This is a genomic window from Planomonospora alba, from assembly GCF_039534085.1.
Classification (GTDB): domain Bacteria; phylum Actinomycetota; class Actinomycetes; order Streptosporangiales; family Streptosporangiaceae; genus Planomonospora_B; species Planomonospora_B alba.
The window spans coordinates 127,582-140,833 of record NZ_BAAAUT010000006.1; the positions used below are offsets into that span (position 1 = coordinate 127,582).

The following is a 13,252-nucleotide window of genomic DNA, read 5'->3' on the forward strand; positions in this document are numbered from 1 at the left end:
CGTGCGGTCCGATCCTGCCGGCGGTTCCGCCGACAGACCTGGAAGTCTGCGGCATCTCGGCGAGTTCTCCGCCCTCGCCGGGATCGCCGCGGCGCAGCGCGGGCTGTTCCCCCCGCCTCCCCCCGGTCCCGAACTGCGCGAGCGGGCGCGCGACGTGCTGGGCGTGCTCGACCTGGCCGCCGCGGACGTGCGGACCGAGCGGACCTGGACGGCGGGCGGCGTCCGCGGCGAGGAGGTCTCCTGGGACGTCGGCTTCGGCCCCCGGACCCGCGCCTACGTGCTGCGCCCCCGCGAGGCCGGTGACGCGGTGCTGCCGGGCGTGCTCGCGCTGCACTGCCACGCCGGCATGAAGTGGGCGGGCAAGGAGAAGATCGCCGACGGCCCGGAGGGCCACTCCGCCGAGGTGGCCCGGCTGCGGGCCTCGATCTACGGCGGCAGGGCGTGGGCGCAGGAGCTGGCCGCGCGCGGGTTCACCGTGCTGGTGCCCGACGTGCTGGGCTGGGGAAGCCGCCGGATCCCGCTGGCGGACATGCCCGACGACGTCCGCGGGCTCCCCGAGCCCGGCCTCGGCGAGGCCGACCGGTACGACGCCGCGGCCGCCCGGTACGAACACGTGCTGGCCAAGTACTGCACCGTGCTCGGCACCTCCTACGCGGGCGTCGTCGCGGGCGAGGACCTGGCGGCGGCGGCCTACCTGCGCTCGCGCCCCGACGTCGGGGCCGTCGGCTGCGCGGGCCTGTCCGGCGGCGGCCTGCGCGCGGCCCTGCTCGGCGCCTTCGACCCCGGCACGGCCGCGGTCGCCGTGGTGGCGATGGTCTCCTCCTACCGCGACCTGCTGGACGGCCACGTCGCCGGCCACACCTGGATGCTGTACCCCCCGGGGCTGTCCAGGCTCTGCGACCTGCCCGACCTGGTCGCCTGCGCAGCCCCCCGCCCCCTGCTGGTCTGGTACGGCGAGCACGACCCCATCCTCCCCCCGGCCGGGATGCGCCGCGCCCACACGATGATCCGAAACCACTACCGGCAGGCCCCGGCCGACTACACCGGCGTGTTCGCCGATGCGGGTCACTGCTTCGACGTCCCCGCGCAGGAGCGGGTCTTCGACTGGCTCGCCCGCCGTCTGACAGGAGAAAGAGGTGAGCCATGGCGGTGACGATCAGGGATGTGGCGCGGGCGTCGGGGGTGCACGTCTCGACCGTGTCCCGGACGTTCTCCGCCCCGCAGCTGGTGAGCGCGGAGACGCGCAACCGGGTGCTGACGGTGGCTGAGGAGCTGGGATACCGGCCGAACCGGGCGGCGCGGGCGCTGACCACGGGGCGCACCCACAACCTGGGGTTGATCGTGGCGGACATCGCCAACCCGTTCTTCCCTCCGTTGATCAAGGCGGCGCAGGCGCAGGCGCGGGAGCGGGACTACCACGTGTTCGTGGCGGACACCGACGAGGACCCGCTGCTGGAGCAGGAGCTCATCGAGATGCTCTGCAAGCAGGTCGACGGGGTGCTGCTGTGCAGTCCGCGCCTGTCGAACCGGGTGATCGAGCGGCTGCGGGCGCAGGTGCCGTTCGTGGTGGTCAACCGGAGGGTGAAGGGCCTGTCCACGGTGCTGATGGACGTGGGACAGGGGGTGCGGGCCGCGGTGGAGCACCTGGCGGCCCTGGGCCACCGCCGGATCGCCCTGCTGTCCGGACCGAGCGGCTCGTGGACGAGCGAGGAGATGCACGCCGCCGCCACCGCCGCCGCGGACGAGTCGGGCCTGGAGCTGACCGTGCTGCGCCCCAACGAACCGACCGAGCAGGGCGGGCTGGCCGCCGCGGCGGCGGTCGCCGGGTCGGGGGCGACGGGCGTGCTCTGCTACAACGACCTGGTCGCCCTGGGCCTGATCGAGGGCCTGCACGAGCGGGGGCTGAGCGTGCCCGGTGACCTGAGCGTCATCGGGGTCGACGACAGCCTGCCGGGCCGGCTGAACCGGCCGAAGCTGACGACGATCACGATGCCGACCGCGGCCGCCGGCCGGATGGCGGTCGACCTGCTGCTGGCGGCCGTCAACGCCGGGGACACCGGGACGCCCACGCTGGCCCGGCTGGAGACCCACCTCATCGTGCGCGAGTCCACCCGGGCCGCCGGCCGGGTCGGAGCGCCCCTGCCCGCCTGAACACGGGCCCGCCTCCCCCCGCGCCTCTGACGCGGCTCCGGGCCCCTCACGGCGGCCCGGAGCCGCGCCGGTGTGTCCGAGCTCACGCCTCCGAAGCAGATCTGATGGCATCGTTTTTTTGAATGACTCAAGAAAAGGTGGTTATATAGGACGTGCCGACCTCCCGCCTCCAGGTGTCGCCCGAGGTGGAGGCCCCCGCGCCACGCGAGGCACCGACGGCTCCGGCATGCCCGGCCGTCCGGACGGTGCCGCCCCAGGCGTACGCGCATCCACGTCCACCTGATGAAGGAGACCGACTTGACCGAGTCCAACGGCGCCCTGCCCACCCCGGGGCACGTCCCGAGCAACGGCGCGGGTTCGACCACGGAATCCGGCGCACCCGCGGTCAGCGACCGCAACTCGCTGAGCGTGGGCAGCAACGGCCCGCTGCTCCTGCACGACGTGCGGCTCATCGAGACGCTCGCGCACTTCAACCGCGAGCGGGTGCCGGAGCGCAACCCGCACGCCAAGGGCGCCGGCGCGTTCGGCGTCTTCGAGACCACCGAGGACGTCTCCCGCTACACCAAGGCCGCCCTGTTCCAGAAGGGCGCCAGGACCGAGATGCTGGCCCGCTTCTCCACCGTGGCCGGCGAGCAGGGCTCGCCCGACACCTGGCGCGACGTGCGCGGCTTCGCGCTGAAGTTCTACACCTCCGAGGGCAACTACGACATCGTCGGCAACAACACCCCGGTCTTCTTCCTGCGCGACCCCATGAAGTTCCCGCACTTCATCCGCTCCCAGAAGCGCATGCCGGGCTCGGGCCTGCGGGACAACACCATGCAGTGGGACTTCTGGACGCTCAACCCCGAGTCGGCCCACCAGGTCACCTACGTCATGGGCGACCGCGGCCTGCCGAGGTCGTGGCGCCACATGAACGGGTACGGCTCGCACACCTACATGTGGATCAACGCCCAGGGCGAGAGGTTCTGGGTGAAGTACCACTTCATGACCGACCAGGGCGTGCAGAACATGACCAACGACGAGGCCGACCGCCTCGCCGGGACCGACGCCGACTTCCACCGCCGCGACCTCCACGAGGCCATCGGGCGCGGGGAGTTCCCCAGCTGGACGCTGCACGTGCAGGTCATGCCGTACGAGGACGCCAAGACCTACCGGATCAACCCGTTCGACCTGACCAAGGTGTGGTCCCACAAGGACTACCCGCTCATCAAGGTCGGGACGATGACGCTGAACCGGAACCCGGAGAACTTCTTCGCCGAGATCGAGCAGGCCGCGTTCGCGCCGTCGAACCTCGTGCCGGGCATCGGCGTCTCGCCCGACAAGATGCTGCTCGGCCGGGTCTTCGCCTACGCCGACGCCCAGCGCGCCCGCATCGGCACCAACTACTTCCAGCTGCCGGTGAACAAGCCGAAGACCGCGACCGCCAACTCCTACACCTTCGACGGGAACATGGCCTTCGAGCACTCCGGCACGGCCCCGGTCTACGCCCCGAACTCCTACGGGCGCGGCTGGGCCGACCAGAGCGGCCCGGTCGAGGACGGCTGGGAGAGCGACGGCGAGATGGTGCGCAGCGCCTACGCCCTCCACCCGGAGGACGACGACTTCTCGCAGGCCGGCGCGCTGGTCCGCGACGTGTTCGACGACGCCCAGCGCGAGCGGCTCGTCCGCACGGTCGCCGGCAGCCTCGCCGGCGGGGTCGTCGAGCCCGTCCTGTCCCGCGCCTTCCAGTACTGGAAGAACATCGACCGCGGCATCGGCGAGCGGATCGAGGCCGCCTACAAGGAGGCCACGACCGACGACGTGCCCGGCGCCGCGCCCGACGCCCCGCAGCGTCCCGCCGAGGTGCTGGCGGACGGCGCCACGAACGCCGGCGCCTGAGCGCGCCCGGCCGCACGCCGCGGCGACCGGACCGCCTCCCCGGAACGCCCCGTCTCCCCCGAGACGGGGCGTTCCGCCGTGCGGCGCCGGAGTCCCGTCCGCGCGGTGTGCGGCACCTGACGAAAGTCAGGGGCAGGCCCTGCCGATCGCCCGCTGTGCGCCCCCTTGCCCGGTCCCTACCGTTCTTCCCGGTCGGACGGAGAACCCGGGAGGGGAGCACGATGAGGGCATGGAAGACCGCGGCGATCGCCGTGGCGGTCGGCGCGCTGCTGACGGCGGGCGCGGCGGCGGGGAGCGCCGCTCGCCACCGACCCGGGCACCGAGATGGCCTACCACAACCCCAACTACACCGTCGCGGCCCGGCTGGTCGAGACGGTCACCGCCACCACACCGAAGACGTTCATCTCGGACACCTCGCGCATGACCGGGAGCGGTGTGGCGCTCGGCCCCTGAGGATCCGCCCGGTGCGCGATCCCGGCATCGCCGACCAGCACGTCCAGCCACCCGTACACGTTCCCGATCCACTCCGCCGCGGCCTCGATGCCGCGCTGGTCGGTGACGTCCAAGCGCACGTGGCGGACGTCGGCGTCCTGCCCGGTCAGTCTGCCGACGGCTCGCGCGGGGCGTACACCGCGCGCCCCTTCCAAGCCGGGCGCAAGAGGCCGCCAAGACCGGTCGGGAGGATGGGGCGTATGACGAAAGTCGACGTGTACGCCGCTTCGACCGGCACCCCCGCAGCCGTCTGGGCGCACCTGGCCGACGTGCGCTGCTGGCCGCGGTGGAGTCCCTTCGACTCCGCCTCGCTCGACGTGCCGGGCACGGGTTCCGAGAACGGCGTGGGCGCGGTCCGCCGCTACCGCCTCGGAGCCCGCACGACGATCGAGCGTGTGGTGCTCTTCGAGCCCCCGGTACGGCTGGCCTACGAGCTGGTCAGCGGGATCCAGGCGCGTGACTACCGCGCGACCGTCACGCTCACCGCGTCCGGAGGCGGGACGGGGATCCACTGGCATGCGGCCTTCCATCCCGTCTGGCCGGGCTCGGGAGTCGTCACGGCCCTCGTCCTGCGCCGTTTCATCACGCGCGTCGCCCGCGGCCTGGCCGCCCACGCGGCCACCTGCTCCGGGTGCTAGAGGGCGCCTGATCCCCGGATCCCGCCCGGAGGTGACTCCACAACCCGAAAGGAGCATGCGATGACGCACCACATCGTGGTCATCGGCGCCGGATACGCGGGCCTCACCGCGGCCAACCGGCTGGCCCGCCGCCTCTCCCCCGGCCAGGCGCAGGTAACCCTGGTCAACGCCGCCGGAACCTTCCTGGAACGGGTCCGGCTGCACCAGGTGGCAGCCGGACAGGCGGTACCGGAGCCCGCCGTGACCGACCTGGCACGCGGGGCGCGGTTCGTCCGGGGACGCGTGGAGAGCATCACGGCCGACCGCCGCGAACTGCGCCTCGGCTCCACGACGATGCGCTACGACACCCTGGTGTACGCAGCGGGCAGCGTCGCGGACCTGGAGGGGGCACCCGGCGTCGCCGAGCACGCCCTCACGGTCTCCGGAACCGGCGACACCACCCGCCTCCGTGACAGGGTCGCGCGGATCCCGGCCGGCGGCGTGCTCACCGTGGTGGGCGCGGGACCGACCGGCATCGAGGTCGCCGCCGAGCTGGCCGAGAGCCACCGGAGGCTGAGGGTGCGCCTGCTGGCGGCCGAGGATCCGGGCGGCCGGTGGTCGCCCGCCGCCCGCGCGCATCTGCGGCGGGCCTTCGACCGGCTCGGCGTCGAGGTGATGACCGGAGCGAAGGTGGTCAGAGTGGACGCCTCCGGTGCCCGGCTCGCCGACGGCCGGTCCGTCGGCTCCGACGCGGTGGTGTGGGCGGCCGGGTTCCGGGCACCCGCCCTGGCCCGTGAGGCCGGGTTGGCCGTCGACGGCCACGACCGCGTCCTGGTGGACCGGACGGCACGCTCGATCTCCCACCCGGACGTCTACGCCGTCGGCGACGCGGCGGCTGTGCGGGCATCGAGCGGTCAGGAGCTGCGCATGGCCTGCGCGACCGCGCTGCCCGCCGGGCGCCAGGCGGCCGACGCGATCGCCGACCGCATCAACGGCCGCGAACCGGGGCCGCTGCGGTTCCGCTACGTGGTCCAGTGCGTGAGCCTGGGACGGCGGGACGGCCTCATCCAGTTCGTGCATGCCGACGACCGGCCGCGCGCGATGACCCTCACCGGCCGGTCGGCGGCACTGGTCAAGGAGCTCGTGGTCCGCAACGCCCTCCGGTCCGCCCAGCGGGGCGGCGGATGAGCCTTCCGTCGGCACCGGGCGGGCCCTGGGGGCCGGGGGCGGCGCACCACCCGGCACCAGGCGGGCCCGGCACCCGACGACGGCGCGCCGCCCGGCGCCGGAAGGGTCCGGGGGCCGGGGAACGGCCCGTCATCCGTCACCGGCGCCAGCCGCCGTCCACGGTCAGGTCCACCGCGTTGACGGCGGGGTTCTCCAGGAGGAAGACCGAGGCCCCCACCACATCGGCCGTGGTCGGGATCCGCCCGGTGAGCGTGCGCTGCGCCACGGCCTCCAGCAGTGCCTCCCCGCCCGCCCAGTACGGCGTGTCCGCCACCACGCCGGGGTGGATCGCGTTGACCCGTACCGGCGCCAGCTCAGCGGCCAGCGTGGCCACCATGCCGGTGATCCCGCCGTTGACGATCGACACCGTCGTGGAGCCCGGATAGGGCCGCTCCCGCGCGGCCCCGCCGAACAGCAGGACCGCGGCGTCCTTCGCCAGCCGCGGAGCCAGCGCGTGCACCACCTGGGTGTAGCCGACCAGCTTCAGCGTGGTCAAGTAGAGGGCACGCTCGTGGTCGTAGCCGGCCACGGTGTTGCGGTCGCGGTCCACGGCCACCAGGGCCAGCCGGTCCACCTGCCCCACCTCGGCCAGCGCGGCGACCGCGGCCTCGGGCTCGGCCAGGTCGAGGGCGATGCCACGGGCCGCACCGCCGGTGTCGCAGCAGGCGTTGACGTCGGCGGCGGCCTGCGCGGCACGACCGGCGTCACGGCTGGTCAGCACCACGTCCCGGCCCCGCCGCACGTAATGCCTCGCCAGTTCGAGCCCGACCCCGCTGCTTCCTCCCACGACCACCACGTCAGGCATGTCGATCGTCCTTTCGCTTCCCACGTCCCCGCCGGCGACGGGACACCGCCGAAGGCGCCACGCCCTCCGGCGTCCCGCCCGGCTCCCGTCGGCGCACGACACTACGGACACGGACTTGACCGGCTCTTGGGCCGCTCCTGACGCCACCGGTCCGCGCAGGACGGGGCCGGGGAAGGCCCACCGGCCCGCACACGGCACGGCGGTCAGTGACCGCCGGACCCGCGGCGCCCTCCGAAACGATCCGGGAAGTCCGCCCGACGCCGATGCCCTACCGGCGGGCACCGGCATCCGGCTGCCCGCCGATGCCCGCGATCTCCGCTGTGATGATCTCCGCGAGGGCGTCGGCGCCCATCTCGCGTGCCACGCCCAGGGCGTGCTCGGCGTGGCGCAGGGCCGCCTCCTCATCACCGAGAGCACGAGCCAGCAGCGCCAGCGACCGGCTGACCGGCCACATCAGCAGAGACATGCCGGCCATGGCCATCCGATCCGCGTACGGCAGCGCCTGCGCGTACAGTTCGGCGCAGGCCTCACGGTCACCGAGCCGGGCCCAGACCTCGATCCGCAACACGAGCCAGTACGGCCGCACGAACGTATCCGGGATGGGCGGCTGCTCCTTCCACCGGCCCACCACCTGCCTGGCCTCGTCCAGACGACCGGCCACGACCAGGCGGGCGGCGAACCCTTCCCTGGTGATGTAGTCGAGGTTCTCGTTCGAGATCTCGGTGGGCCGGGCCGGGGGCCACGGATCCATGCTTCCCCGCCGGGCGTGCATGAGGGCCACTTGATACGTGCCGCCCGCGGTGAGGGCGGGCTCCCCCCACATGGAGGTGGCACGGTGCTCGGCCGCGGTGGCGGCGAGCAGTGCCTCGGCCGCCGCCAGGTCACCGGAGTTGACGACGACGCCCAGCCGCAGCCAGCCCAGCATGATCCGCAGGTACGGCAGGTGGAAGCGTCCCACCAGTTCCTGCGCCTCGGCCAGCGCGGCCAGGCCCTCTGCCGCCCGGCACAGCTCCAGCAGCGTCCCGCCCTGGCAGGTGAGCCCGATCGCGAGCAGTTCGTCGTCACCGGCCTCCTTGCCGAGGCGGACCATCCGCCGGCTGGTCTCCAGCCTCTGGTGCGCGGTGTCCGGGCCCAGCAGAGCGGTGAAACGGGCGAAGAGCACCCAGCCCAGCAGCGTGGCGTCGTTCTCCGCGCCGGCCAGCCGTACCGCCTCGGCGCTCCAGCGTTCCCGCTCCGCGGGGTCCGACCGGGGACCGTGGTACGTCTGCACGGCCAGGCACGCCAGCACCCGGGCCAGGCCCGCGGGTTCCAGTCCTTCGTCCGCGGCCAGCCGCAGGAGGTCGGCGACGAGCTCGGCGTCGTAGTCACCGTAGATCTTCCACGGCTGGAGGATGCGTCCCCCGTACCCCGTCGCGGCGGCCACCCAGCGGCGCCGGTCGCCCGCCTCTTTGGCCAGCCGCCGGATCCGCTGCAGCTCGGCGCGCTGTCCCTGCGCGTCCCCGGCCCCCAGGCGGGCCTCGGCGAGCGCGAACAGCAGGTCCATCCGCTGGGCCGGGCTCAGCTCCGGGTCCGCCTCGGCGACCTCGACCGCACGCTCCAGCAGATCCGCCGCCGCGTCGTAGGCACGCAGACGGGTGGCCTCCTCCGCGGCCCGCCACGCCGCCCGCCAGGCGCGTGCGACGTGCCCGGCGGGAACGGCGAGCAGCCAGTGGTGGGCGGCGGCGGCGAGCCGATCCCGGGCGGCGCCGCCGGTCCTGGCCTCGACGGCCTGGGCGATCGCGGCGTGCAGGCGGGCCCGGCGCGGCACCGGCACCACCTCGGTCAGCGCCTCCTGCACCAGCGCGTGCACGAACCGGAACCGGCCGGGCCGGCCTTCGGCGATCAGTGAGGCCTCCGCGGCGGGCTCCAGCCGGTCCAGTGCGACCTCCAGCGGCAGCTCGGCGGCCTCGGCGACGATCGCCACGTCGAATTCCCGGCCGGCCACCGCCGCCACGCGCAGCAGTTCACCGGTCGGTTCCGGCAGACGGCCCACCCGGCCGATGACGACGTCCCGCACCCCGAGCGGGAGCGCCCCTCCGCCCATGGAGTCCGCGGTCAGGTAACGGACCAGCTCGGTGACGAAGAAGGGGTTGCCGTCGGTCCGGTCGCGCAGCGCCCGGAGCTCCTCACCGGTGATGCCGTCCGGTGCGAGCTCGGCGACCTCCGCCGCGGACAGACCGGTCAGGGACAGCCGGAGCGCCTGGCGGCGCGAGAGCGTCTCGATCGTGTCGGCGAGCGCCCCCGTGGCCGGCGGCCAGTCGCGGGCCGTGCCCACCACGGCCAGCGGGCCCTCGGTGAGGGTCTCGGTGAGATAGCTCAGCAGGCGCAACGACGAGCGGTCGGCCCAATGCAGGTCGTCCAGCACCACGAGTACGGGACGCCCGCCCGCGGCGGTGCGCAGCACGCGTGCGGCGGCCTCATAGGTGCGGAACCGCGCCCCTTCGGGCTCGGCCCACGCGGCGGAGCCCACTCCCGGCAGATCGTCCCGCACCTCGGCCGGGAGCGGGGGCAGCGTGTCGGTGAGCCGCTCCAGCACCGTCACCCACGGCCAGAACGCCGGCGCCCCCTCCGTCGCGGCGCACCGGCCGACCGCCACCGTGAAGCCGCGCTCCCGCGCACGGCCGACCACCTCCTCGGTCAGCCGGGTCTTGCCGATCCCCGGCTCACCGGTGATGAGGGCGAATCCCGGCCGGCCCGCCGCTACCGACTCCAGCAGGGCGTCCAGGGCGTCCAGTTCCTCTCTGCGCCCCACGAGCCCGCGCGCCGCCGCCCCGCCTCCGGTGCCTTCCCGGCCGGCTTCCCCCGAGGGCACCGGGCCGGCCTGCCGGGTGTCGCCTGCCGCCGGCACCGTGCCCGCTTCTCCGGGACCGTCGTCCGCCGCGCGGAGGCGCTGAACGGCACCGACCGGCGCCGGCGGGGCCGTCTCCGGGCGGTTCAGACGGAGCCGCGGGGCCTGGGCGAGGATGTCACGTTCCAGCGCGCGCAGTTCCTCACCCGGATCGATGCCGAGTTCCTCGGCGAGGATCCTCCGTACCGTGCGGAGCGCCTCCAGTGCCTCTCCCTGCCGGCCGCTCTGGTAGAGCGCGAGCGCCCGCAGCTCCCACATCCGCTCCCGCAGGGGATGCTCATGCGTCAACGCCTCCAGCTCCCCCAGCACCTCACCGGCGCGCCGCTGCCGGATGACGGCCTCGACCCGCAGCTCCCGGGCCCGCGCGGCCGCCTCCGTCAGCCGCGCCCTGGCCGCCGCGGCGTACTCCTGATCTTCCAGGTCGGCGTACGGCCGACCGCGCCACAGGGCCAGGGCCTCGGTCGCCAGCCGCTCCACGGCGGCGGGCTCCTGGGCCCGGCCGGCCTCCTCCACCAGCCGGAGGAACCGCGTCGCGTCCACCCGCTCCCGGTCGACGACCAGCGTGTACCCCACCGGGCCGAAGGTCAGCAACCGGCTCGGTGCACGGGGCGGCCGGTCCGGCTCCAGCATCCGGCGCAGGTGGAATATGTAGGCGTGCAGGGAGGAGAGCGCGTCGGGTGACGCGTCGTCGCCCCAGATCCGCTGGATCAAGGTGGACGGCGCCACCGGCCGTCCTTCCGCCAGCAGCAGGACGCTCAGGAGCATCCGCAGCTTGAGCGAGCCGATATGGCACGGGCGGCCGTCGTCACCGACGATCTCCAATGGGCCCAGCACGCGGACGTCCACCGGCCACTCTCCAGCTCACTCGTCACGCCCCTCCTCGTGGCCGGGGGGACGCCACCCGCGTCCTCGGCCTCTGGCGCGACCGGACATTGAACCAGGTCCAAGCTCGCATGATTTTACGGTAGAAGGCCGATCGCCCTGCAATCTTGACTTCAGCGAGATCTCCCTGTCGCGGTCGCCGCAGACCCCTCACCTGGCCGCCTTCCCCGGGACCGGCCCCTGCGTCCGCGACGGCGGGCGGACGCCCGCGCGGACGACCCCACATGCCGACCACGGCTTGGGCCGCTCTTGGACGAGATCGCCCGTCCTCGACCGGGGCCCGGAGCGCGAGGCGGCGGAGGCGAGGCGGCCTTCAAGAACCGCCCAAGACCCGCGCGACACGATGGCGCCGCCTGACGAACCGACCGGCAAAGAGGAGACGACGATGCGGGTCCCCCCATACCCCGACGTGCCGCAGATCAAGCTTCCCGGCCAGGCGGCCGCCGTCCCCGGGCCGCTGGACATGACCAACATGTATCTCGCGCACTACGGCTTCCGCCGCGACCTGGGACACCTGCTCACCGCCGTGGGCCGGGTCGGCCGCGCCGACCGCAGGCGGATCACCGCCCTGCGCGAGCACTTCGGCTGGGTCCTGTACGCCCTGCACCACCACCGCACCTCCGAGGACGAGTTCGTCTGGCCCAAGCTGCGCGAGCGGGCCCCGGAGGCGGTCGAGACCATCGACGCGCTGGAGGCCGAGCACGAGGCGTGCGAGCGCTGGATCGACGAGAGCACCGGAGCCTTCCGCGCGTTCGCCGACGGCCCGTCCGAGGAACGGCGCGAACGGCTGATGGCCGCGCTGCGTTCCCTGGCCGACACTCTGGGCGCGCACCTGGCGCATGAGGAAACCGACGGCATCCCGCTGATGATGGCGCACATCACTCCGGACGAGGACGCCCACATGCACCAGGTGATCCTCAAACGCTACGGCCTGCCCGGCGTGCTCAAGCTGCTGGGCTGGATTACCTTCGGTCTCCCGTCGGACGTCGAGACCCATCTGCGCCGCACCTCGCCCGCGCGGCTGCGGTTGCTCAGCAGCCTGGTCAAAGGACAGTACCGACGGCGCATGGCATACCTGTGGGCCTGAGAGCCCGGATGCCCGTCGAACCGGATCAAGCTCATTCCGCTGCTGTAAAGGATCGAAAAGGCCCCCTACGGTGATCGCAAGGGGCCTTCGAATTGCGAGCCGACGAGGGGAATCGAACCCCTGACCTTCTGTTTACAAGACAGATGCTCTGCCGATTGAGCTACGTCGGCACGGTCGCCAGACGAGTGTAGTCGGACTGAGCCCTTGACGTCACTGTGCAATCCCGGTCGGAGTCGGGCCGGTTCAGCGCTTGCGGTGGCGGGCCACCTCGTACAGGGCGATGCCGGCGGCGACGCCCGCGTTGAGGGACTCGGCCGCGGCGTTCATCGGGATGCGGACGACCAGGTCGCAGGCCTCCTTGACCAGGCGGGAGAGCCCCTTGCCCTCCGAACCGACGACCACGACCAGCGGGCTGTCGAGCAGGTTGGCGTCGCCGACGTCGACGCTCCCCTCACCGTCCAGGCCGATCACGAACAGCCCGGCCTCGCGGTACTCCCGCAGGGTCGCGGTGAGGTTGGCCGCACGGGCGACGGTCATGGTGGCCAGCGTGCCCGCGGAGGTCTTCCAGGCGCCCGCGGTCACCCCGGCCGAGCGGCGGGAGGGGACCACCAGGCCGTGCGCGCCGAAGGCGGTGGCGGAGCGGGCGACGGCGCCGAGGTTGCGCGGGTCGGTGACCCCGTCGAGCGCCACGATCAGCGGCACCTCCGCAGCGTCCTGGGCCTGCCGGACCAGATCGTCGGGGTGGGCGTACTCGTAGGCGGGGATCTGCAGGGCGACCCCCTGGTGCACGCCGCCCTCGGTCAGCCGGTCCAGCTTCTCCCGGGTGGCCTCCAGCAGGGCGATGCCCCGGTCGGCGGCGATGCGCAACGACTCCTTGACCCGGTCGTCGTTGTCGATGCGCTGCGCGACGTAGAGCGCGCTCGCGGGCACGCCCCCCCGGAGCGCCTCCAGGACCGGGTTGCGCCCGCCGATGTACTCCGGCGCGTCCTCGCCGCGCCGGGTGCGGACCGGGGTGCGCGGCGCGGAGGACTTCCCGGCCCGCTCCTCGCGCTCCAGCCGCTCGGCGCGGGCCTTGTCCTTGTACCAGTGCCGCATGTGCGCCGGCGGGGTCGCACCCCTGCCTTCCAGGCCGCGACGGACGTGGCCGCCCGTGCCCTTGGTCGGACTCTTCTTCTTCGCGGGCCGCCCGGACCCTCTACCCCCACCAGCCATGGTCCCTAGAGTAC

Annotated in this window: 10 protein-coding genes, 1 tRNA gene and 1 pseudogene; 7 read left to right on the plus strand and 5 right to left on the minus strand. The window is 73.6% G+C overall.

Going from position 1 to position 13,252, the window contains the following annotated elements:
- Position 1 precedes the first annotated feature (1 nt).
- The 4 genes from ABD823_RS05290 (at position 2) to ABD823_RS05305 (ending at position 4,482) form a co-directional block, all read left to right on the plus strand.
- On the plus strand, positions 2-1,153 hold the full coding sequence (locus ABD823_RS05290) for a dienelactone hydrolase family protein (RefSeq protein WP_344856478.1): 1,152 nt from the start codon (positions 2-4) through the stop codon (positions 1,151-1,153).
- Positions 1,144-2,151, plus strand: coding sequence for a LacI family DNA-binding transcriptional regulator (locus ABD823_RS05295; RefSeq protein ID WP_344856480.1), 1,008 nt, complete (start codon positions 1,144-1,146; stop codon positions 2,149-2,151). The genes ABD823_RS05290 and ABD823_RS05295 overlap by 10 nt, the downstream gene beginning before the upstream one ends.
- Before the next feature lie 297 nt (positions 2,152-2,448).
- On the plus strand, positions 2,449-4,029 hold the full coding sequence (locus ABD823_RS05300) for a catalase (RefSeq protein ID WP_344856482.1): 1,581 nt from the start codon (positions 2,449-2,451) through the stop codon (positions 4,027-4,029).
- A gap of 324 nt (positions 4,030-4,353) precedes the next feature.
- A complete protein-coding gene (locus ABD823_RS05305) occupies positions 4,354-4,482 on the plus strand; it encodes a hypothetical protein (RefSeq protein WP_344856484.1) in 129 nt (42 codons plus the stop codon).
- Here the strand turns inward: ABD823_RS05305 and ABD823_RS05310 are convergent.
- A pseudogene (locus ABD823_RS05310) lies at positions 4,455-4,781 on the minus strand (hypothetical protein); the annotation flags it as partial. The gene ABD823_RS05305 and the pseudogene ABD823_RS05310 overlap by 28 nt on opposite strands.
- On the opposite strand from ABD823_RS05310, the gene ABD823_RS05315 reads away from it, so the two are divergent.
- Both ABD823_RS05315 and ABD823_RS05320 read left to right on the plus strand, forming a co-directional pair.
- Positions 4,722-5,159: an SRPBCC family protein gene (locus tag ABD823_RS05315; protein ID WP_344856486.1), complete on the plus strand. Its 438-nt coding sequence runs from the start codon at positions 4,722-4,724 to the stop codon at positions 5,157-5,159. The pseudogene ABD823_RS05310 and the gene ABD823_RS05315 sit on opposite strands and share 60 nt — an antisense overlap.
- Before the next feature lie 60 nt (positions 5,160-5,219).
- Entirely contained in the window at positions 5,220-6,326 is a 1,107-nt protein-coding gene (locus ABD823_RS05320; protein ID WP_344856488.1) for an NAD(P)/FAD-dependent oxidoreductase, read from the plus strand.
- Positions 6,327-6,462: 136 nt separating this feature from the next.
- Here the strand turns inward: ABD823_RS05320 and ABD823_RS05325 are convergent, their stop codons facing one another.
- Both ABD823_RS05325 and ABD823_RS05330 read right to left on the minus strand, forming a co-directional pair.
- Entirely contained in the window at positions 6,463-7,170 is a 708-nt protein-coding gene (locus ABD823_RS05325; RefSeq protein ID WP_344856491.1) for an SDR family oxidoreductase, read from the minus strand.
- 268 nt (positions 7,171-7,438) lie between these two features.
- Complete coding sequence (locus ABD823_RS05330; RefSeq protein WP_344856492.1) at positions 7,439-10,891, minus strand: ATP-binding protein; 3,453 nt, start codon at positions 10,889-10,891, stop codon at positions 7,439-7,441.
- A gap of 433 nt (positions 10,892-11,324) precedes the next feature.
- Between ABD823_RS05330 and ABD823_RS05335 the strand changes: the two genes are divergently transcribed.
- Complete coding sequence (locus tag ABD823_RS05335) at positions 11,325-12,026, plus strand: hemerythrin domain-containing protein (RefSeq protein WP_344856494.1); 702 nt, start codon at positions 11,325-11,327, stop codon at positions 12,024-12,026.
- Positions 12,027-12,123: 97 nt separating this feature from the next.
- Here the strand turns inward: ABD823_RS05335 and ABD823_RS05340 are convergent.
- A tRNA-Thr gene (locus tag ABD823_RS05340) sits at positions 12,124-12,196 on the minus strand.
- Between the two features lie 73 nt (positions 12,197-12,269).
- Entirely contained in the window at positions 12,270-13,238 is a 969-nt protein-coding gene (rlmB, locus tag ABD823_RS05345; protein ID WP_344856496.1) for a 23S rRNA (guanosine(2251)-2'-O)-methyltransferase RlmB, read from the minus strand.
- Positions 13,239-13,252 lie beyond the last annotated feature (14 nt).

What these genes read in the sequence shown, in the direction of transcription:
- ABD823_RS05315 (WP_344856486.1), top strand. Translation starts at nt 4,722, where the DNA reads ATGACGAAAGTCGACGTGTACGCCGCTTCGACCGGCACCCCCGCAGCC.
- ABD823_RS05295 (WP_344856480.1), top strand. Translation starts at nt 1,144, where the DNA reads ATGGCGGTGACGATCAGGGATGTGGCGCGGGCGTCGGGGGTGCACGTC.
- ABD823_RS05320 (WP_344856488.1), top strand. Translation starts at nt 5,220, where the DNA reads ATGACGCACCACATCGTGGTCATCGGCGCCGGATACGCGGGCCTCACC.
- rlmB (WP_344856496.1), bottom strand. Translation starts at nt 13,238, where the DNA reads ATGGCTGGTGGGGGTAGAGGGTCCGGGCGGCCCGCGAAGAAGAAGAGT.
- ABD823_RS05305 (WP_344856484.1), top strand. Translation starts at nt 4,354, where the DNA reads ATGGCCTACCACAACCCCAACTACACCGTCGCGGCCCGGCTGGTCGAG.
- ABD823_RS05335 (WP_344856494.1), top strand. Translation starts at nt 11,325, where the DNA reads ATGCGGGTCCCCCCATACCCCGACGTGCCGCAGATCAAGCTTCCCGGC.
- ABD823_RS05325 (WP_344856491.1), bottom strand. Translation starts at nt 7,170, where the DNA reads ATGCCTGACGTGGTGGTCGTGGGAGGAAGCAGCGGGGTCGGGCTCGAA.